This window comes from Limibacterium fermenti (genome assembly GCF_041902845.1).
GTDB classification, from domain to species: domain Bacteria; phylum Bacteroidota; class Bacteroidia; order Bacteroidales; family Dysgonomonadaceae; genus Limibacterium; species Limibacterium fermenti.
Genome location: NZ_CP159486.1, coordinates 2,314,812 through 2,334,925 on the forward strand (window position 1 = coordinate 2,314,812; position 20,114 = coordinate 2,334,925).

17 protein-coding genes are annotated in these 20,114 nt (G+C 47.1%); 5 read left to right on the forward strand and 12 right to left on the reverse strand.

Annotated elements, in window-relative coordinates:
• Nucleotides 1-119 precede the first annotated feature (119 nt).
• Together ABNK31_RS10255 and ABNK31_RS10260 are read right to left on the reverse strand one after the other, a co-directional pair.
• Nucleotides 120-1,109: a carboxypeptidase-like regulatory domain-containing protein gene (locus tag ABNK31_RS10255; RefSeq protein WP_418892434.1), complete on the reverse strand. Its 990-nt coding sequence runs from the start codon at nucleotides 1,107-1,109 to the stop codon at nucleotides 120-122.
• 50 nt (nucleotides 1,110-1,159) lie between these two features.
• Nucleotides 1,160-1,732, reverse strand: coding sequence for an RNA polymerase sigma factor (locus ABNK31_RS10260; RefSeq protein ID WP_418892435.1), 573 nt, complete (start codon nucleotides 1,730-1,732; stop codon nucleotides 1,160-1,162).
• Nucleotides 1,733-1,862: 130 nt separating this feature from the next.
• Here ABNK31_RS10260 and ABNK31_RS10265 point away from each other — a divergent pair, with 130 nt between their 5' ends.
• Complete coding sequence (locus tag ABNK31_RS10265) at nucleotides 1,863-3,710, forward strand: YfbK domain-containing protein (RefSeq protein WP_418892436.1); 1,848 nt, start codon at nucleotides 1,863-1,865, stop codon at nucleotides 3,708-3,710.
• Between the two features lie 62 nt (nucleotides 3,711-3,772).
• On the opposite strand, the gene ABNK31_RS10270 is transcribed toward ABNK31_RS10265, so the two are convergent.
• Complete coding sequence (locus ABNK31_RS10270; RefSeq protein WP_418892437.1) at nucleotides 3,773-5,836, reverse strand: DUF349 domain-containing protein; 2,064 nt, start codon at nucleotides 5,834-5,836, stop codon at nucleotides 3,773-3,775.
• Between the two features lie 262 nt (nucleotides 5,837-6,098).
• Here ABNK31_RS10270 and ABNK31_RS10275 point away from each other — a divergent pair, with 262 nt between their 5' ends.
• The gene (locus tag ABNK31_RS10275) at nucleotides 6,099-6,551 is read left to right on the forward strand and encodes a hypothetical protein (RefSeq protein ID WP_418892438.1); all 453 of its coding nucleotides are present in this window, start codon (nucleotides 6,099-6,101) and stop codon (nucleotides 6,549-6,551) included.
• 269 nt (nucleotides 6,552-6,820) lie between these two features.
• Here ABNK31_RS10275 and ABNK31_RS10280 read toward each other — a convergent pair whose 3' ends face one another.
• The 5 genes from ABNK31_RS10280 to ABNK31_RS10300 form a co-directional block, all read right to left on the reverse strand.
• A complete protein-coding gene (locus tag ABNK31_RS10280) occupies nucleotides 6,821-8,008 on the reverse strand; it encodes a TolC family protein (protein WP_418892439.1) in 1,188 nt (395 codons plus the stop codon).
• Between the two features lie 6 nt (nucleotides 8,009-8,014).
• Nucleotides 8,015-11,134: an efflux RND transporter permease subunit gene (locus ABNK31_RS10285; protein ID WP_418892440.1), complete on the reverse strand. Its 3,120-nt coding sequence runs from the start codon at nucleotides 11,132-11,134 to the stop codon at nucleotides 8,015-8,017.
• A gap of 18 nt (nucleotides 11,135-11,152) precedes the next feature.
• On the reverse strand, nucleotides 11,153-12,340 hold the full coding sequence (locus ABNK31_RS10290; protein ID WP_418892441.1) for an efflux RND transporter periplasmic adaptor subunit: 1,188 nt from the start codon (nucleotides 12,338-12,340) through the stop codon (nucleotides 11,153-11,155).
• A 149-nt stretch (nucleotides 12,341-12,489) separates the two neighbouring features.
• Entirely contained in the window at nucleotides 12,490-12,930 is a 441-nt protein-coding gene (locus ABNK31_RS10295) for a hypothetical protein (RefSeq protein WP_418892442.1), read from the reverse strand.
• 17 nt (nucleotides 12,931-12,947) lie between these two features.
• On the reverse strand, nucleotides 12,948-13,775 hold the full coding sequence (locus ABNK31_RS10300; RefSeq protein ID WP_321579709.1) for a tetratricopeptide repeat protein: 828 nt from the start codon (nucleotides 13,773-13,775) through the stop codon (nucleotides 12,948-12,950).
• Between the two features lie 87 nt (nucleotides 13,776-13,862).
• Here ABNK31_RS10300 and ABNK31_RS10305 point away from each other — a divergent pair, with 87 nt between their 5' ends.
• Complete coding sequence (locus ABNK31_RS10305; protein WP_418892443.1) at nucleotides 13,863-14,777, forward strand: mechanosensitive ion channel family protein; 915 nt, start codon at nucleotides 13,863-13,865, stop codon at nucleotides 14,775-14,777.
• A 42-nt stretch (nucleotides 14,778-14,819) separates the two neighbouring features.
• On the forward strand, nucleotides 14,820-16,619 hold the full coding sequence (locus tag ABNK31_RS10310; protein WP_418892444.1) for a MutS-related protein: 1,800 nt from the start codon (nucleotides 14,820-14,822) through the stop codon (nucleotides 16,617-16,619).
• A 59-nt stretch (nucleotides 16,620-16,678) separates the two neighbouring features.
• Here the strand turns inward: ABNK31_RS10310 and ABNK31_RS10315 are convergent, their stop codons facing one another.
• Nucleotides 16,679-16,879, reverse strand: coding sequence for a CsbD family protein (locus tag ABNK31_RS10315; RefSeq protein ID WP_418892445.1), 201 nt, complete (start codon nucleotides 16,877-16,879; stop codon nucleotides 16,679-16,681).
• A 188-nt stretch (nucleotides 16,880-17,067) separates the two neighbouring features.
• Between ABNK31_RS10315 and ABNK31_RS10320 the strand changes: the two genes are divergently transcribed.
• A complete protein-coding gene (locus ABNK31_RS10320) occupies nucleotides 17,068-17,562 on the forward strand; it encodes a hypothetical protein (protein ID WP_418892446.1) in 495 nt (164 codons plus the stop codon).
• On the opposite strand, the gene ABNK31_RS10325 is transcribed toward ABNK31_RS10320, so the two are convergent.
• From ABNK31_RS10325 to ABNK31_RS10335, 3 genes are read right to left on the reverse strand one after another with little or no spacing between them, the layout of a single operon-like run.
• Nucleotides 17,546-19,120, reverse strand: a complete 1,575-nt coding sequence (locus tag ABNK31_RS10325; RefSeq protein WP_418892447.1) for a peptide chain release factor 3 — start codon at nucleotides 19,118-19,120, stop codon at nucleotides 17,546-17,548. The two genes, ABNK31_RS10320 and ABNK31_RS10325, sit on opposite strands and share 17 nt — an antisense overlap.
• 56 nt (nucleotides 19,121-19,176) lie before the next feature.
• Nucleotides 19,177-19,359, reverse strand: coding sequence for a hypothetical protein (locus tag ABNK31_RS10330; RefSeq protein ID WP_418892448.1), 183 nt, complete (start codon nucleotides 19,357-19,359; stop codon nucleotides 19,177-19,179).
• Nucleotides 19,350-20,111 carry a lipopolysaccharide biosynthesis protein gene (locus tag ABNK31_RS10335; RefSeq protein ID WP_418892449.1) on the reverse strand — a complete coding sequence of 254 codons (762 nt, stop codon included), beginning with the start codon at nucleotides 20,109-20,111 and terminating at the stop codon, nucleotides 19,350-19,352. The genes ABNK31_RS10330 and ABNK31_RS10335 overlap by 10 nt, the downstream gene beginning before the upstream one ends.
• Between the last annotated feature and the right edge of the window lie 3 nt (nucleotides 20,112-20,114).

Below are 20,114 nucleotides of genomic sequence, written 5' to 3' on the forward strand. Positions count from 1 at the left end.
TGGAGATTGAAGGAAGCGCTTGGAAAAAGCCCAATATCTTTTCTCTCCGCCTCTTTGTCTCCCTGCCTCCTAATCTCTTTGTCGCCCCGTCTCATTGTCTCCTTGTCGCCCCGTCTTTTCTATAAGTCGATATTCAACAGCACTTTTCGATTGGTACGGCTCCAGCGGGGTGAACCCAACAGAAGGCGTTTTACTTCGGTATCGAGAGCGGGGCACGTTGTTTTCTTGATGCGGATATTGGATACCCGGCCGTTATCATTTACATGAAACTCGATTTGTATGGATATCGGCTCATCGGCACAGAGGGTTGTATCGTAATTCTTTTTGAAATAGGCGATAAACTCGGGTTCGCCGAAGTCCTCGTTTTCCGTAAAATTGACAGCGGCGCCCGTCATCGATTTTTTCTTTTGTGTCCCATATCCGACGACCGTCGTCTCGTTCAACGCCAAGTCATCGGCTTTCATGCGGATATCCCCCACATTTTCCTTCAAGGGGATTTCGCGGCTTTTCATCCCGACAAAGGAAGCCAACAGGGTATCTTTCGCGCCTTTCGGAACCGCCAAACGGAAACGTCCTCCGGTATCGGTAACAGTTCCTTCATTTCCGCCTTTTAGGATGACGGATGCGCCGATGACAGGCTCGCCCGTCTCATCGAGAATCCGTCCCGCAGCTACCATTTCAGCCGGTTCGGCGGTGATTACAGGCAATACCGTTTTTTGCTCCTCTTCTTGCGGTTCAGGCTCCACCTTATCGGCAAGCAGTACGGTATCTTTGGGGATTGAAGGGATAGCAATGTCTTTTTCAACGGGAAGTTGTCTTTGGGAGATGGTCGGATTCACCTCTTTTTTTACTTCCGGCTGCCTCAGCAAGAGCGGTATTCCGACAAGCAGCAACAGCGCTGCCGCCACACCTATCCAGATGCGCCTATCCCACCCTTTGCGCTGGGGAGCAAGACGTTTCTCCAACTTTTCGATATGGGAGACATGTTCTCCCGGCATTGCATCGAATCCGTCGATGGCATCTTGCAGGAAGGGATCGTTCATCGCCTCCCGTTCAAGACGATTCGCCTCTCTCCCATGCCGGTTTTCTATGTAATCTTTTAACTTCATGTCCTACATCAACCTTCCTTCAATCTACATCAATCTTTCTCAATCTCTCATCAATCTTTTTTCAATCTCCCCAAGATACAATTCTTCAAATTTCGCTTTCCATTCTGGATGTAACTCTTGACTTTTGCCAGCGTATATCCCGTGAGGGAAACGATATCGGCGTATGATTTGTTCTCGTAATAAAAGAACTCCACACTTCTGCGCTGCTCGACAGTCAACTCGTCCAAACAATAGGCCAGCGCCGTTTCTTCTTCCGAAGTGTTCGCTTTATCTAGTAGAGTAAAAACATCCTCGTTTTCCATATCCGCGTGATCGATATTTACGAAAAGCGCCTGTTTGTCTTTCCGTAACCGCTGCAAACAATGATTTTTCGCCACACTGTAAAGCCACGTATGGAAGTTGCGGACATCATACCGGTGCATTTTCTGCTGTACCTCTTCATACACATCCATAACGGCATCCTGTGCATCGGGCTCTTCGCCCAGATATTTCAGGCAAAGCCCGTATACCAAGGGAATGTATCTTCGATACAGTTCGCCGAAATAGACCGGTTTCGCTTCCTTCTTATAAAGATCGAGCAGTTCTTCGTTCGATAGCTGTTGTATGTTGTTTTTATTGTTCACGATCTTTCTTATAAACAAACGACGTGACTACAAAATTACATAAATATTCGTTCGTTTATGGAATTTTGCCGGCAATTATCTCTATTAAATAGACTATTCAGGAAATTATTTATTCTAAAAACGAACAAAAATGAAAACAAAAATTCTAAGAATCGGCTTCGCGCTTTTTTTAACGGTAAGTACATTCATGGTTTCGGCACAGGAAATAGAGGTGCACGGAACGGTATACGATGCATCGGATCGACGGCCGCTCATCGGAACGACGGTCCTGATTAAAGGGACTCACACCGGAACGATTACCGACATACACGGACAATACCGCATACGTGTGCAGAAAGGAAAGACTCTGATCTTCTCTTTTGTGGGATTCCTGACCAAAGAAGTGAGAGTGACCGGCACCCGGCTGGATATATATTTGGAAGAAGATAAGAGGTCATTGGAAGAAGTAACGGTTGTGGCATTTGGAAAACAGAAAAGACAATCATTAGTCGGGAATATGGCTTATATACAGGATAGGAACATCATGACGTTTCAGCCTCCTTACATCATACGCCCTAATACCGAAGAATATGAAGCCTACAAGGAAAACCGGTTTCTCTCTGCAAGCAAGCACCCGTTATCGACCTTCTCCCTCGATGTGGATGCAGCTTCGTACGGCAACATCCGGCGGATGATTAACCAGGGTGAAATGCCCGGGAAAGATGCGGTGAGAATCGAAGAAATGATTAACTACTTCACCTATGATTATCCCCAGCCAGGGGGCGAGCATCCGGTGAACATTCTCACCGAAGCGACGGTTTGCCCGTGGAACAAGCAGCACCGGTTGGTACGAATCGGCGTAAAGGCCAAAGAGATTCCCTCGGCAACGTTACCGCCAAGTAATTTGGTGTTTCTCATCGATGTATCGGGCTCGATGTACAGCCAGGATAAGCTGCCGCTGGTGAAATCGTCGATGAAACTGCTGGTAAACAACCTGCGCCCGGAAGACCGCGTGGCGATCGTGACGTATGCGGGCGCTGCGGGTGAGGTTTTGCCCGCTACGAGCGGCGCCGACAAGCAGAAGATTCTCGATGCTTTGGAAAATCTTCAGGCAGGGGGTTCCACAGCCGGAGGTGCAGGCATTCAACTGGCTTATAAGATTGCCGGAAAGAATTTCATAAAGGGGGGAAACAACCGCGTGATCTTGTGTACCGACGGTGACTTTAACGTTGGGGTGTCGAGTACTTCGGAACTCGAGTCGTTGATCGAGTCGAAGCGCAAATCGGGGGTGTTCCTGACGGTTCTCGGTTACGGAATGGGGAACTACAAGGATAATAAATTGCAAACCTTGGCCGAGAAAGGAAACGGCAATCACGCTTATATCGATAATCTTCAAGAGGCGAACAAAACATTGGTCAACGAGTTCGGAAGCACGATGTATGCGGTGGCAAAGGATGTGAAGTTGCAGGTGGAGTTTAATCCCGCCTTCGTAAAGGCTTACCGGTTGGTCGGTTATGAGAGCCGCCTGTTGAACGAGGAGGATTTTAACGATGACGCGAAAGATGCGGGCGAGTTGGGTGCCGGACATACCGTAACGGCGCTATACGAAATCGTCCCGGCAGGCGTGGAATCGTCCGCAGGCAGTGTGGACCCGTTAAAATACCAGAAGCAAAAGAATTCGAGCGCGGCGCTTTCGCTGACCGGCTCGAAGGAACTACTGACCGTAAAACTACGCTATAAGAGCCCCGATGCTAACCGGAGTAAAAAACTGGAAATCGCCCTCCCGGCAAATCAACTGAACAAAAATCCGTCAAAAGATTTCCACTTCGCGATGGCGGTCGCCATGTTCGGCCAGTTACTCAAGGATTCCGACTTTAAAGGGGATGCTACCTACGGCAAAGTCATCGACTTAGCCCGCAAGGGATTGGATGAAGACCGGCAGGGCTATCGCCGGGAGTTTATACGCCTGGTGGAAACGGTAGAGCAATTAGAAAAGTAAGAACAAAAAATAGAGGGGCGCCTTGTAGGACGTCCCTCTATTATTTATACATCGGGTTGGTTTTATATTTCCTTATCGATTTCCTCTATTTTTTTAATCAGCAGGTCGATGTCCGACTTAATCGCATCCACTTTTTGATGCATATTGTCGATCAGGTTATTGCCTTTTTTCGACGAAACCGACAAGAAGCCGATGTTATTTTCGTACGTCTGCAATTCGGCCTTCTTACGCTCGTATTGACGCATCAGGCGGTCCCGTTCGCGGAATAACTGCTTTTGCGGATGAGGCGCTTTAGCCATATCCGAAACATTCAGTCTGAAGGTTTCCAGTTCACGGTCTACTTTTTCGACTCCCAAACGGGCAAACTGAGCATCCACGGCGGCATTGAGCTCGTCGTACACCTTATCTTTCAATTTAAACGGCACAAATCCGATTTGATACCATTCGTCCATCAACTTACGTACGACCTTCACCCCCTCGTCTTTACCCATAGCAGGATCGACGGACTGAATTTCTTTTACAATACGGCGTTTTTCCTCGAGATTCTTCGCCTCTTCGTCGTGACGCGAAGAATATTGCTTTTTCTTTTGTTCGAAGAAATAATCGCAAGCGGCTCTGAAACGCTCCCAAGTAATTTTCGATTGCTTGGGCGGCACGATCCCGATGGTTTTCCATTCTTTCTGAATGTCGATCATCTGCTGCGTCGTGTTTTGCCAATCGGTACTGTCTTTCAACGCCTCGGCGCGTTCGCACAACGCCACTTTCTTTTGCAGATTCTCCTCCATTTCGTCGTGCATCGAACGGAAGAACTCGTTTTTGTTGCGGAAAAAGAAATCACACGCCGCGCGGTAACGACGGAATATCTTGGCATTTTGTTTCCGGGGGGCCTGCCCTATTTTACGCCATTCCTCCTGAAGGTCGAGCACCTCTTTAATCTTATTCTTCCAGTCCTTAAAGGTCTTTATTTTATCGTAATCGATTGCCTCCAGCTTTTCGCAGAGCGCCGTCTTCTTCTCCAGGTTCTCGTTTTCGTTGGCCTTTAAGTCTTCGAAATACTGTTGGTATTTTTTATTGATGACGGTCGAAGCCTCCTTAAAGCGATCCCAGATAATCTCGCGGTCTTTCATGGCCACGGGACCTATTTCGCGCCACTCCTGATGAAACTTTTGCAGTTGATGGAAAGCCGAAATCACATCGGGTTCCTCTTCCAAGCGTTCCGCCGCCTCGCACAACTCGCTCTTCAGCTCATAATTCTTCTTGAAGTCATACTCCCGGAACTCGTTGTTGATGCGCACCAGGTCATAAAACTTTTCCACATAATATTGATAGCTTTTCCAAAGCTCGTTTACCTTGGCATGCGGCAGCAACTTAATCTCATTCCATTGTTGCTGAAGATCTTTGAATTCCTGATATACTTTATTGAAATCCTCGCCGGTTTGATTTTCGGTGAGGGCCTTTATTTTTTCTATGATGAGCTGTTTTTTCTCAACATTGTGTTCTTTTTCGGCCTCTTGTTCGGCAAACAGACGGGCCCGTTTTTCTTTTATTTCCGAGATGAGCTCTTTTCCTTCGCTGTAAATAGGAGTCTCATTGGTGATGAAATCGATTTCGTCGCCTCCGTCAGCCAAAAAAGCCGCTTTTTGCCGTTCGGTTTCCAGACGCAAGCGCTGGAAGAACTGCGTTTTATACTCATCCACTTCGCGTCGTTCGGGCGCATCGGAAGCCAATAAATCGCGCAATTTCTGTACGATTTCTTCGACTGTCAGCGTGGAAAGATCCGTTGTGGGGGCGGCGGCGCCTTCTACGGCATCCTCCTCGTCTTCTTCTATCTGCTCATGCAGCTCGAGATCATAATCGATCACCGCATTCTCCGGAGCTTCCGGTCCTTCGCCCTGACCGGTTACCGTATCCTCATCTTCACGGACAACGGGTTGTGCCGGCACTTCTACTTCCGAAGAATCATCCGTTGTGTGCGTATCCGTATTATCCGCTTCGGGGGTCGATTCGGAATGAAGTTGTTCTTGAGATTGGTTTTCAGCCGGAGTTGTAGAACGTATATCTTTATCTTCTACATTACTATTATCTACAGGCAGTTTCTCGTTTTCAAGATTGTCGTTGGTATTCATTCTCTTATTCCTTCTTTTTTACTCTCAACACGAAATGTTGAGCATTACATTGAAAATATCATTTTCGGGAGAACAACATGGCCGATTAAATCGTTTAACTATTGTTCCTAAAAACGACATACAAATTAACGCAATTTTTTTGTGATATCCTTACTATTCGGTATTTATTTCTTAGCTTACGGAAAAATATCCTGTATTTATCACGGAAAGAAAGTTTTTTTTACTGTCGCTCGATTTGAATACTTCATAAAAAATTAATAATATGAATGAATTAGAGATCCGTTATTCCATTTCAAAAAAATTGAAGGCTGCCAGTCTTCTTTGCGGCGTGTATCTGCTCTGCATTTCGGCCGGAGTCAGCATTTTTCAAGTAATCGCCAAAGATTACTCGTTTTTTTTCTTCGCCGGCATCGCGGGTATCGTTATCGCCGCGATTATGATCCTTTCGGTCACTCTTTGGCAATCGAAGCCACTGATTGTTATCGATAATGATTCTTTCCGCCTTCATTTGCCCAAGCAACGCATCGACGGCGCCATAGAATGGGAAAAAGTAACGTACTTAGGCATCGGCTTAAGCTATTTGACAATGACAACGTCCGACAGCAAGAACTTCAAAATCGATCTCGAGAACCTCAAATACATCGATTTGAGGAACATAAAGACGAAACTGATCGAAATCTGCGAGGCGAAAAACATTCCTTACGGCAACCTGTAAATTAATAATTACAAATTAATAATTACAAATTACTAATTACAAATTACCAATTACTAATTACTAATTAGTTATTACATATCATCACATCGTTGACAAATTCCAGTTCCTTAGAATGTTTAAAACTAACGAATTCATCTAAATGTCAACGATGTGCTGAAACAAAAGTGTCGACGATCCGGTGAAATTTATCAATTTGTAATTGGTAATTTGTAATTAGTAATTTGTAATTAGTAATTTTTGTAATCCATCTTATCAGTTTCCCCCTCTTTCTACAGTTCAACGGACGCGAGGTCGGCCAAGGCTTTGTGATAGTCTCGTTTGGCTTCGAGCAGTTGATTGAGCATATCGTAATACAGCCCGATCTCGACCATATAGTCTAACAGGGAGATCTCGCCCGCATCCAACGCCTTTTTGAGCAATGCGGCATTATCGGTTTTGTCCAACGCCTCGCGATAGGTTTGTACGGCTGCCTGTAATGCCAATGCCCGTTCATATTGCCCTTTCAGACGGCTGTAAAACTGTTGCCTGCTGTCGGCTTCGCGCAGTTCCGCCGCCTGAACGGCCGCCTTGGACTGTTTAATGCGGTTTTTGTTTTCCCATAAAGGAATGGAAATACCGAATGTCACTCCCCGGAAATGCTCTCCCACCACTTTTTCGCTCATATAACCCGCCGAAAACGTGGGCAGCCGAAGGGCCTTGTTGAGCGAGACTTGCTGTTTATGGACTTCCACCTCTTGCCGCACGTAACCCAAGACCGGATTTTTTTCCGCGGCCTGCCGGTACCAATCTTCAAAAAGAAGCGGTAGTGCGGCTTCGGCAAATTCATCCTCATTCAGCGCCACTTCGATGCCTCCGTTCAGCCTCCGCAGTTGCGACAGGATAGCGGCACGTTCTATATCCAAGCGCATTATTTCGCCTTGCAACGCGGACAGGTTCAATTGCGATTTATTATATTCCAGCCGGCTGATATCGCCGTTTTTCAACCGCTTCTCATAAGCGGCGGCAATCGTCCCGGCATGTTCCATGCGCTGTGACAGTTCTTTTTTCAACGCATTGAAGTAAATAAGATCGATACAATATTGCTTGGCTTCGAGCAAAACAGTCATCCGGTCTGCTTTGTATTGCCATTCGGACCGTTTGTTCTTCGCATTGGCGGCCCTGCTCCTCATACCTGTGACCGTCGGGATATCGAAAGACTGCGAAACGCTGAAGTCAGTACGGTTGCCGATTTGCCCGGGCGTTCCCCACAGATAATTAAATTCCACCTCGGGATTCGGAAGATAGATGCCGGTCTTGTTATCCAGTATCTCCGCCTGCAGGTTCTGCCGCAGGGCTTTCAGCGTACCATTATTCTTTTCAACGGAATGCAGCACCGAATCGATGGACGATTGGGCTAAAGCGGCCCCTCCCGCGAGAAGCAACCACATTATGATACTTGTTTTGAGTATTGTTTTCATTTGTCATCATTTAATTTTTAACGAATCGTCGGCTTGTCTCTTTTTCATAACCTTATCACCGGTAAGGAGATACATGATGGGGATGATAAAGGCATTCAGGAAGGTCGATGTCAGCAATCCCCCCAGGATAACCTTTGCCATCGGGCTTTGTATTTCGTTGCCCGGCAGGTCGCCCGCCACCGCCAACGGCACCAGCGCCAACGCCGAACACAGCGCGGTCATCAGGATGGGATTCAACCGGTCCAGCGAACCCTGAATCACACTGTCGACCAACGACAGCCCTTCACGGTGCAGATCGTCGTAACGCGATATCAGCAAGATCCCGTTACGCGTAGCGATACCGAAAAGGGAAATAAAGCCGATGATAGCCGGGATGCTCAGCAGCCCGTCGGTAAAGAATATCGTGAAAACGCCCCCTATCAACGCCAGGGGAAGATTGATAAGCACCACAACCGATTGCGTGACATTACGGAATTGATTGAAAAGGAGCATGAAGACGACCAACAGGGAGAAAACCGAAGCGACCAGCAAGGTGCGCGACGCGGCCTGCTCGCTCTCGAACTGACCGCCATACTCTATATGATATCCTTCGGGCAAGGTGATTTCACTTTTTACTTTCTCCTGAATATCGTTTACCACGCCCCGTAGGTCGCGCCCGGCTATATTGGCCGATACCACGATCTTCCGGGTAGCGTTTTCGCGGTTAATGGTATTCGGGCCGGAGGAAGAAGTGATGTCGGCGATATATTCCAACGGTATCTTCCGTCCGTTGGCATCGACCGGCAGGTTCTTTATCCTTTCGGCGGTTTCGCGGCTGTCGTCGTTGACTTTCAGTGTCAGGTCGAAAGAGCGGTTTTCCTCATACACTTGCGATACGACTTCGCCGGCGAGCATCACATCGATGATTTCGGCAAATTCGGGAAGCGTTATGCCATACTGCGCCATCAGTTCGCGTTTCGGCTCGATCTTCAGTTGAGGGCGCTCCACTTGCTGTTCCACGTTCAGGTCGGCAATGCCTTCGACCTCCTGTACGGCCTCTTTAATCTCATTTCCCAACAGGAACATCTTGTTTAAATCGGTACCGAACAGTTTGATGGCGATATTGGCGCGCGTTCCGGACAACATGGCGTCGATGCGGTGCGAAATAGGTTGCCCGATTTCGATATTGGCCCCCGGCAAGGCTTTTAATTTCTGCCGTATCTCGGCCGTCACTTCGTCCTTCGAACGTTTGCCGAGCGTAAAGGGCGCTTCTATTTCCGACACGTTTACCCCCAACGCATGTTCATCGAGTTCGGCGCGTCCGGTTTTGCGCCCGACGGTCTCTATCTCCGGCACGGACAGCAACAGCTCCTCGGCCATGCGCCCTATTTTATCGGATTCTTCGATAGAAATGCCCGGCAGCGTACTGACATTGATCGTAAACGAGCCTTCGTTGAAAGGCGGCAGGAAACTCCTTCCCAGCGTAAAGAACAAGATGACCGTAACAACCAATGCCGCGGCGGTTATTCCGAGGATTCCCTTCTGATGAATCAACGTCCATTTCAAAGCCTTTTCATAGACGGCCTTCAATGTCCGAGCCACAAACGGTTCTTTCTCTTCCTTCCCTTCTTTTCGGGGCTTGCCCAACAAATAGCTGCACAGCACGGGGGTAAGCGTCAAGGCCACCAACGTCGACGAAAGCATGGCGACGATAAAGGCGATACCCAGCGGAACAAGCATGCGCCCTTCCATCCCCGATAGGAAAAACAACGGCACGAACGTGGCGATGATGATGAGCGTAGAGTTCAAAATGGGCATGCGCACTTCTTTCGAAGCCTCGAAAACGACCGACAGCACGTTCTTCTGCTCCGCCTTGGGCTTCTGCCGGTTTTGACGCAATCGCTTGAACACGTTTTCGACATCGACAATGGCGTCATCGACCAAGGAACCGATGGAAATAGCCATCCCCCCGAGGCTCATGGTATTAATGGTCAATCCCATCAATTTTAAGGCGAGGATGGAGAAAACCAACGACAACGGAATCGTTATCAAAGAAATAACAGTCGTACGGGCATTCATCAAAAATATCACCAAAACGATGACCACAAAAATGGCTCCTTCCAACAGAGCTTTCTGCACATTATGAATGGAACTGTCGATAAAGCGGGCTTGCCGGAAAATGTCGGTCGACACTTTCACATCGGGAGGCAACGACTCCTGCAATTCGGCGAGCGACCGATCCAGCTTGTCGGTCAACGCCAACGTGCCGGTTGCGGGCTGCTTGGTAACGGTGAGCAATACGGCCGCCTTGCCGTTGCTCGAAGCGGTACCGAGCTTGGGAGACTTATTGCCGGTTTTCACATCGGCAATATGCTCGAGCAGAATGGGAACACCGTTGACCGTTTTCACCACCGATTTGGCCAGTTCCGACACGTGCGTGGTGGATAGCGCCCCACGGATAATATATTCGTTCCCGTACTCATAGAGCACGCCTCCCGACGCATTCCGGTTCATATCCTTTACCGCAGCGATCACTTCGTCGAGGGCGATATCGTAATGCCGCATCTTTTCCGGATTCAATAAGATCTGATACTCTTTAATCTCGCCGCCCATCACGGCGACTTGCGCCACTCCTCCCGTGGAAAGCAAACGCGGGCGGATGGTCCAGTCGGCAAGGGTACGCAAATCCTGCAAGGAAGTGGTGTCGGCAGTAAGCCCGATGATCATGAGTTCGCCCAAAATGGAAGATTGCGGCCCCAACGTCGGATTCCCCACATTCGACGGCAAGGCGTCCTTTACGACGGCTAACTTCTCCGAAACGACCTGCCGGGCGCGGTAGATATCGGTTCCCCAATCGAATTCGACCCACACGATCGAGAAACCGGTTGTCGACGACGACCGCACGCGGCGGACATCGGTCGCTCCGTTCAAAGCCGTCTCCACCGGAAAGGTGACTAACCGTTCCACTTCTTCGGGAGCCATCCCTGTGGCCTCCGTCATAACCACCACCGTCGGCGCATTCAGGTCGGGAAACACATCGACCTCCATATTCGTAGCGGTATACACGCCCGCCAACATCAACAAAACCGATAACACAAGGACAACCAAACGGTTGTTCAAGGAAAACTGTATGATTTTATTCAGCATCGTATTCTTTTCCAAAGGTTAATGATTATGGCTATGGCCTTCGGGAATAATCGACGACGTGGCGGCCAGCTTCACCTGATACACTCCGTGCGTAACCACCTTGTCGCCCGGCTTCAGTCCGGCTACGACCTGCACTCTTTCGCCGTTGTTCAGGCCCAAAGCGACTTCCTGTTTTTTGTAGGCATCATCGTGCTGTTGCAAATAGACAAAATACAATCCCTGCTCTTCGGAAAGCGCCGTCACGGGCACGGAAATCACCTCTTCCATCGACCGAGAAAGCAGGAATATTTCGGCGAAAGCGCCGGGCACGATATCACCCGCATTGTTAAACTCGAAAATAACCGGGATATAAGGAGTGTCGTCAGCCGAGGCTTTCCCGAACGACAGTAGCCGTCCGTTCAAATCGGATAATTTATAGACCGTCCGGCCGTATGCCGGTTTGAAGTTCGCGCTGCGTATCTCCTTCAATTCCGAAAAATACTTCTCCGGTATTTCCGCCTTCAACTGGAGCCTTTTGTTTTGAGACACGATAGCGAGCGGTTGTCCCACCGACACGTATTCCCCCTGCCCGACCATGCGGCTTTTCATGTACCCGCTGATGGGAGAAGTCACGGCAATGCCCGCCGCCGACACACGGGAGGCTTGCGCGTCGAACGCGTTCCTGGCCGTCTCGTACCTCAACCGTATCTGTTCGAAGTCTTTTTCGGAGATAATCTGATCTTTCAACAGCGTTTGAGCCCGGCGAAACTCTTTCTCCGCCGTTTCGTACCCTACTTGGGCGATCACCGCCGGATCGCCGTCGGGTAAGTTTTTTGCCGAGATGGAAACGAGGGTTTGTCCCGCCCTGACGGAGCTTCCTTCCGACACCGAGGCACCGGTAAACGAAGCAATGCCGTTTGCCGTAGCGACAACGGTCGCCTCATCGCCCTGCGCGGGTTGTATGCGGCCGCTTGTTTTGATGACTTGTTGAAAAGGCCCGGCCGCAACCGTTTCGGTTTGCAAATGAGCTAAACTCGCCTGTTCTTGCGAAAAAGCAATTTCATCGGCATGGTCATGTCCTTTTCCGTGATCGTGGTCATGTTCTTCGCTTTCTACATGCCCGTGGGTTCCGGCCGTGGCATCATGATCTTTTTTCTGTTCCGAAAGGGTACATCCACACAGGAGGAAAGCGAGAACAACAAATAAACTGAGAATATAGGTTTTCATCTTAAAATGCATTACGTACAAAGAGATGTCCGGACGGAATTTCCATTCTTTCGGATTCTCTTTTTTTAGAATAAAATAAATAAGGATGATGGACGCCGGCCGTCAATATGAATTATAGAACCGTTGTTTTTCCGGATAGCCGGCGGACGTTAAGAAAAAAGATAAGGAGGGGCACGTAATGCGTTTGAGCGAGTCACATCTACCGATTGGTAGAGGAACAAGGCTTCCCCGTATTCCCATTTGGAAAACAACAACTGAGGCAGGGTGATCTGCGTGTCGACCAACAGGTATAAAGAAGGGAGCAGATGGATATAGGAATGAGTAAGGTAGTTATAGGAAAACTTATTTTTATGATTGTAATGCGGTTTAACCGCCGGATGATGAGCCGTGGTGATAAACGACGGACTTTCGTGGGTATGTTCCTTCCCTCCGGACGGATGAGAGTCTCCGGCGGATACATCGCAGGCATGTTCACAATGCTCCTTCATGAGACAGGCTACTCCCTCATGATAATGATGAGGAAGGATCCCGATAGCCAGAAAGACGGATAACGAGATGGCCGTAACAATGATGGAACACTTTTTTGTCATGAACACTTTTTACTTTATCACTCGCACTTCTTAAGCCATTCATCGGCTATAACAGGATCATAGCCCAACTTTTTAGCTCGCAAAAAATCTTCTTTCGCCGTCAGTTTATCATATTGTCCTAATCTGACTTGCCCTTGAAGAATGTAAAAATAAGGGTTCTCTTTTTCTTCCGCCCCGGCAGCACGCAGATCAGCCGATGCTTTGGATAGCTGGTTCATATTTACATAACATTCAGCCCGGTTTAAATAGTAACCGGAATTAGGAGCGGAAGAGGAACAGATAAGTTCCGTATATGTTTGTTCGGCAGCTTGCCAATTATCGTCCAACTTATATATCAACGCCTTGCTTAACTGCGAGTAGGCATGCCCGGAATCAATCTGTTGTACTTTACGGAAATCCGCCTCTGCTTTTTGCCGGTCTTTCAGTTCCAAATAGAGTAATCCCCGCCGGTAATAAGCCGATATATCATCCGGATAAGCGGAAAGGATTGCATTATAATCGTCCATGGCTTCATCCCACCGGTTCATATCGCACAAAAGCAACGCCCTGTTATGCAACACCGCCTTTTTATCGGGATAGCTTGCAAGGGCGGCCGTAAACGAAATATAAGCATCGCCAAAACGAGACAGTTGCCGCTGAATAAGTCCCTGACTGACCAATAAAGAAGCATTGTTCTTATTATCGGGATCAGTCTTCATAGCCGATTTCAAAGCATACTCGGCACTATCGAGTTGCGAAGCTTCCAGAAATTTAGCAGAACGCAACACCCATTCATCGTAAGACTGCGCTTGCAGAGAGGAAAATAAGCAACCCGACACGATAAAAAAAAGACTCCAGAATTTCATATGCGATATATTCTCTATCAATAATTCTCCAAAAGTAACGGTTTTTTACGTATATTTGCGCCTCGACATTATAAAAAAACAAAAACTATGCTTTTGCAAATAACCGATGTACTTCAAACAGACTCTTTATTTGTTTCACAGGGTGAGGATACCGTTTCCGGATTAATCAAGCATGGGCGTTTCGAAGATCTTCTGGATAAATTTATCCATTGGAGTATTGATTTCGGAGGAAAGCTACTGCTCGCCATCGTTCTTTTTGTGGTCGGAAGATGGTTGATTAAAAAATTGAAAAAACTATCGAATAACATCATGTTCCGCAGGAATTTCGATCCGGCCTTGCAAGGATTTCTTAAAAACTTACTGGACGTTTTTCTTTATACGGTTTTAATTATATTTATCATCAATTTAATAGGAACAAAGACCATTTCCATCGCAGCCCTTATCGGTGCGGCCGGATTGGCCATCGGCCTTGCCGTAAAAGACAATCTGGCTAATTTCGCTGGCGGAGTCATGCTTCTTTTCAATAAACCGTTCCGGATAGGTGATTACATCAAAGCTCAAAACCTGGAGGGTACTGTGCAGAATATAGGCATTCTTTATACGCAATTAATTACCTTCGAGAGCATGCGGGTATTCATTCCGAACGGCCCTTTATCAACCGGAAACATCATTAATTACTCTTCCGAACCCAACAGGAGACTAGAATATATTATTGGGGTCGACTACAATACGAATGTCGAGGAAGTAAAACAAATCCTCTTGGAAATTATCAATAACCATCCGAAAATTTTAAAAGATCCGGCGCCGATTGTTATTCTGAAAAACCTGAGTGAGAGTTCGGTCAACTATGCGATGCGCTTTTTCACGAAAAACGAAGATTACTGGGATGTGAACTTCAATCTCAATGAGCTTATTTACACTAAACTGAATGAAAAAGGCATCACGATTCCGTTCCGGCAGGTCACTCTCTATCTGGCGAACGATCCTTCTAAAAAAGATTGATACAAGATTGAGGGAGATTGAGGGGAGATTGATAAGAAATTGATGAACGTCTCGGAACGAATTGAATATTACCGGCAACTTGCGACAAACGCGCGGCAGACATACAATAGCCTGAGCCGTCAGTTATCGATTAACAGCGTGCTGCGTTTGGTTATCTTTCTGGCGGGAGTGGCGTGTGTGTATATTTTTTATCATCATACGCTCATTCTCGTTCCGGCAATTGCCTTGACGGTTCTGCTCTTCCTCTTTCTTTTGCAGCGTCATGGTAAATTAACAACTCAAAAAAAACGGGCTGAGATAACACAGAAGTTATCGGAAGACGAAGGAAAAGCTTTTGCCTATGACTTTTCTTCGTTTGACGGAGCACCTGAAGAAATCGATCCGGCACACGATTTTAGTTTTGACTTGGACATCTTCGGAGAACAATCCATTTTTCAACTGATAAACAGAACGTGCTTGCCCATAGGCAAAGAGAAACTGGCCGGCTTTCTGAAACGACCGCTGCTTCACAAAAATGATATTGAGGAAAGGCAGAAGGCGGTAAAGGAACTGGCCGAAAACGAAGCGTTTTGTTTGCAGTTCCGTATTGTCGGCGGCTTATCCGATAAATCGTTTTCATCCATGCAAGAAGTGGAGAATACGTTTCCGGTAAAACCGCCCACTTTAAAGCCTGTTTTATGGGGGAGCTTGACCGTACTCGTTCCGGCGCTATATGTTGTTTATCTTACACTCTGGCTTTTGAACATAGTACCGGGCTCGCTTTTTCTGCTTCTCTACATTTTCACCTTAGCCCTGTCTTCCATTCCATTGAATAAAGTGAAGAAGATTTGGCTTCAATTCGATAAGAAAGCAAAGCTCTTACAAAATCATGCAGAGCTGCTGAATTTGATAGAAACCGCCCCTTTTAAAAGTAAAATATTAAAAGGCTTACAAGACAGAATCACAAACAATAAAAAGAGTTCGGCTTGTATCAATCGGTTAACGCGCTATGTGAGCAACCTTGACCAGTCTTTTGCTTTTCCGGTACTTCTTATTGTCAATCCGTTGTTTCTTTGGAATATCCGTTATTCCCTAAAAATAGAAAGATGGATGAAAGAGAATGCCGCACATGCCCTTGAGTGGTTTGACGTATTGGCCGAAACGGATGCCCTTATATCTCTGGCTACTTTCACATTGAATCATCCGGACTATACATTCCCAACAATAAACGAAGGGGATTTTTGTCTGGAAGGAACCGATATCGGACATCCTCTCATACCTGCCGACAAGTGTGTGAAAAATGACCTTATTATTGTCAGGAAACCTTACTTTATGATTATTACCGGCGCCAATATGGCCGGAAAAAGTACCTATTTACGAACGATTGGCGTGAATCATTTATTCGCATCGATAGGCGCCCCTGTTTGTGCCAGCCGGTTCCGTTTTTATCCGGGCAGGCTGCTCACCAATCTGCGGACGGCCGACTCGCTTGTCAACAACGAATCGTACTTCTTTGCCGAATTAAAACGATTGAAAATGATTATCAATGCACTCGAATCGGGAGAGAAGGGCTTGTTTATTATTCTTGACGAGATATTGAAAGGCACCAATTCGGAAGACAAGCAAAAGGGTTCTATCGCGCTTATGAAACGCCTTGTACAATTAGGGGGAAACGGCATTATCGCCACTCACGACCTGGCATTGGGGGCGTTGGAGGATACGTTTCCGGATGCGGTCAAAAACGCCCATTTCGACGCGAACATATCGAATAATACGCTCTCTTTCACGTATAAAATTCAGGATGGCATCGCCAAAAACATGAATGCCAGTTTCCTGATGAAATCGATGGGGATCACCGAATAAAAAATCCCGGGAACCGTAATTTCCGGGATTCTTCGTTGTAACGGGTCTACAGGCAAATGTCAATCAATTTCCTGAACTTGTTCATCAATCCATTTCTTCAGGTCTTCCTTGCTCTTTCCGGTTTTTTCCTGAAGGCGGCCTAATAATTCGTCTTCTTTTCCTTCGACAAACAGAAGGTCGTCATCGGTCAAGTCGGCCCATTGTTGTTTAAACTTACCTTTTACCTGATTCCATTTACCTTGCCATTTTAGTTCACTCATAATAGTTCCTTTCTTTAATGTTTATCTGTACATCAGTGTACAATAAATAGAACAACAAAAAAACAAATTATGTTCTAACGGCGCCAATCGTTAAGAATTATTAGGAAAAATATACCGCCGGAGCAGGTCTTCCGGAGGCCTTTGCTGCCTGTTACCCGTCCCCTTCCTAAAAAGGACGAGGGGGTAGCGTGGATAAACTCCCTCATACGGCGCCCAAAGCCATTCATTCGGCGCCCGATGTTGCGCGTGCGCCGCCCAATGTTGCGTGTGCATCGCCCAATGTCTTTCATGCAATGGGTAAGGCGTTACGTACGGTGACCAAAGTCGGACGTACGGCGGACAAAGTCGGGCGTACAGCGGGCAAAGTCGCTTCGAACTGTCAAGATGTCACGTGTACATCGAATAAGGTCGTTCTGCGCCCGTCCAAAGTCGTTCCGACAGCGAGGAAAGTCCTTCTTACCGTTTCCGAAGTCGATCTTGCAACGAACAAACTCAGCCTGACATCGACTGAACTCGGGCTAACATCGACCGAACTCAGCCTGACAGTGTCAGGAGTCGATCTGACAACGGCAACTGTTATCCTGCACAAGACAGGATGTCAGGGTGGAACCTTGCATCCCATAGCCCCGCCATCCTTCCTCCTTTGGGAAAGCCGGAAAGAGGCTCTCAATATTCGGAACTGAAATGGAAACGAATATTTTTAAAATCTTGCTGCGCCATCATCAATATATAATTCGATTCGGCAAGAAAAACATCCCTCCCCTGCTTGTCATAAGCCATATACTGATACTTTCGTTTCTTGAAATCGGCCAGTTGGGCGGCATCATCGCTCTCAATCCAACAGGCTTTATAAAGATGTATCGGCTCCCAACGGCATTGGGCTCCATACTCATGCAAGAGACGGTATTGGATGACTTCGAATTGCAATTGGCCGACGGTCCCGATAATTTTCCGTCCGCTGAACTGATTGGTAAATAACTGCGCAACCCCTTCGTCCATCAATTGTCCGACACCTTTTTGCAATTGTTTGGCCTTCATCGGATCGGCATTCTCGATATACTTGAACATTTCGGGTGAAAAGCTCGGTAAGCCTTTGAAATGAATTTCTTCGCCCGATGTAAGCGTGTCGCCGATCTTGAAGTTTCCATTATCGGGCAAACCCACAATATCACCGGCAAAAGCTTCGTCCAGCACTTCTTTTTTCTGCGCCATAAAAGCCGTCGGAGAAGAGAACTTCATCATGCGGTTCATCCGGATATGTTTATAATTCACATTCCGTTCGAACTTCCCCGAACAAATCTTCACAAAGGCAATACACGACCGATGATTCGGATCCATATTGGCGTGAATCTTAAACACAAATCCCGAAAAAGGCTGTTCATACGGGTCAATGACGCGCTCTTCCGCCTGTACGGGACGGGGCGAAGGAGCAATTTCCACAAAACAATCGAGCAATTCCTTCACGCCGAAATTATTCAATGCCGAACCGAAGAAAACAGGCGCCAGTCTGGCATCAAGGTATTCCTGCCTGTCGAACGGAGGATAGACTTCGGTAATCAATTCGACATCACCACGCAATTTTGCGGATAAACTCTCTCCGATATGTTCTTCCAGCTCCGGCGACTGAATATCGACCGATACCGACTTCGTGACCGTTTGCCTTCCCGGCTGATACAAGTCGAGACCGTTACGATATAAGTTATACACGCCCTTAAAACGCTCCCCCATATCGATAGGAAACGACAGCGGACGTACGGCAATCTGTAATTCGCTTTCCAGTTCATCCAATATATCGAACGGATCTTTTCCCTCACGGTCTAACTTATTCACGAAGATCATCACCGGTGTTTTCCGCATGCGGCACACCTCCATCAGTTTGCGCGTCTGCGTTTCCACACCCTTTGCAATGTCGACGACAATAATCACACTATCGACCGCCGTGAGCGTACGATACGTATCCTCCGCAAAATCCTGGTGACCCGGCGTATCAAGAATGTTTATTTTATACTCTTCGTAATCGAACCCCATAACGGAGGTTGCAACCGATATTCCGCGTTGCTTTTCAATCTCCATCCAGTCAGAGGTCGCCGTTTTCTTTATTTTATTCGATTTAACGGCTCCCGCGACGTGAATAGCGCCTCCAAAGAGCAATAATTTTTCCGTCAGGGTCGTTTTTCCCGCATCGGGATGGCTGATAATGGCGAACGTTCGCCTGCGTTGTATTTCTTCTTTTAATGTCATATATAAAAAACAGGATAAGCTGTTTCTGATTTCTTTATTGAATAAATAATCTTGTATTACGTTTGCGAAGCGAAGTATTTCCGGAGAACGAATAACGATAATAAATCTTCTTTCTCCTTATGACGGAATTGCGCTACAAAACGATGTGCATTTTCAGTTATTTCCTTCGCTTCTTTGGGATGAGAAATATAATATTCCAACACCTCTTCGAGATCGGAATAATCATCGGCTATTTCCACATAATGCTCTCCCCCTTTAATGTCCCTTCCATAAACCACGTTTCGATGGTCGGCTTCGGCAATACTGCCAGCGAATTGGAAGACATCACCCATTTCAGGTTGGTCGCGACATCGTAGCCCTGAAGGCTCAGAATAAATTTATAATTCAGATGATCCTTAATCGGGATCTTCGGTTTAAGCCATTCTTTGTGTTGGCCGTTATCGTTTATTTTACCCAAATCGCACATCGGATGGGAATAATAGCGTTCGAAAAACCGAATGCGATGCTCTTGGGAAATAGCTCCCCGTCCGATCAACCGGTCTTTCTTTTCATGTAACGGTTTATCGCCCTCGACAAAAGCAAAATGCCGCGCTTTGTCCAATTTCAGCAATACACTGTTCCGGTTATCGCCCTCAACCGGCCTGCTCTTGACAATACTCGGCATTGCGGGAATATACGTTACGTCACCAAATTCATAATTGATGAACAGGTCGTGGTGAAAATGCTTCGCATATTGATACGTATCGAAATAATAGGCTTTGGGACTTACGGGATGCCTCAAATCGTTTATCCTGTTGCCTGAAAATTCGAAAGGCTCTTTGCCGGTGAGTTTATTGTAATAATTCAGCCTCGAATCGATCTCCTTTTTGTCCTCCGCCGTCATTTTCTTTTCGAGGCGGCGGATCAACGTTTCGGCATCCGACCTGAAAAACGGCGATAAGAAACCCCGAATATAGTATACGGCCTTATTCTGTTTTATTACTCTTGTCATCTC

Excerpts from the sequence above, each read along its gene's own strand:
- ABNK31_RS10280 (WP_418892439.1), bottom strand. The coding sequence starts at position 8,008 with ATGAAAACAATACTCAAAACAAGTATCATAATGTGGTTGCTTCTCGCG.
- ABNK31_RS10275 (WP_418892438.1), top strand. The coding sequence starts at position 6,099 with ATGAATGAATTAGAGATCCGTTATTCCATTTCAAAAAAATTGAAGGCT.
- ABNK31_RS10325 (WP_418892447.1), bottom strand. The coding sequence starts at position 19,120 with ATGACATTAAAAGAAGAAATACAACGCAGGCGAACGTTCGCCATTATC.
- ABNK31_RS10290 (WP_418892441.1), bottom strand. The coding sequence starts at position 12,340 with ATGAAAACCTATATTCTCAGTTTATTTGTTGTTCTCGCTTTCCTCCTG.
- ABNK31_RS10335 (WP_418892449.1), bottom strand. The coding sequence starts at position 20,111 with ATGACAAGAGTAATAAAACAGAATAAGGCCGTATACTATATTCGGGGT.
- ABNK31_RS10255 (WP_418892434.1), bottom strand. The coding sequence starts at position 1,109 with ATGAAGTTAAAAGATTACATAGAAAACCGGCATGGGAGAGAGGCGAAT.
- ABNK31_RS10300 (WP_321579709.1), bottom strand. The coding sequence starts at position 13,775 with ATGAAATTCTGGAGTCTTTTTTTTATCGTGTCGGGTTGCTTATTTTCC.
- ABNK31_RS10315 (WP_418892445.1), bottom strand. The coding sequence starts at position 16,879 with ATGAGTGAACTAAAATGGCAAGGTAAATGGAATCAGGTAAAAGGTAAG.
- ABNK31_RS10265 (WP_418892436.1), top strand. The coding sequence starts at position 1,863 with ATGAAAACAAAAATTCTAAGAATCGGCTTCGCGCTTTTTTTAACGGTA.
- ABNK31_RS10295 (WP_418892442.1), bottom strand. The coding sequence starts at position 12,930 with ATGACAAAAAAGTGTTCCATCATTGTTACGGCCATCTCGTTATCCGTC.
- ABNK31_RS10305 (WP_418892443.1), top strand. The coding sequence starts at position 13,863 with ATGCTTTTGCAAATAACCGATGTACTTCAAACAGACTCTTTATTTGTT.
- ABNK31_RS10270 (WP_418892437.1), bottom strand. The coding sequence starts at position 5,836 with ATGAATACCAACGACAATCTTGAAAACGAGAAACTGCCTGTAGATAAT.
- ABNK31_RS10310 (WP_418892444.1), top strand. The coding sequence starts at position 14,820 with ATGAACGTCTCGGAACGAATTGAATATTACCGGCAACTTGCGACAAAC.
- ABNK31_RS10285 (WP_418892440.1), bottom strand. The coding sequence starts at position 11,134 with ATGCTGAATAAAATCATACAGTTTTCCTTGAACAACCGTTTGGTTGTC.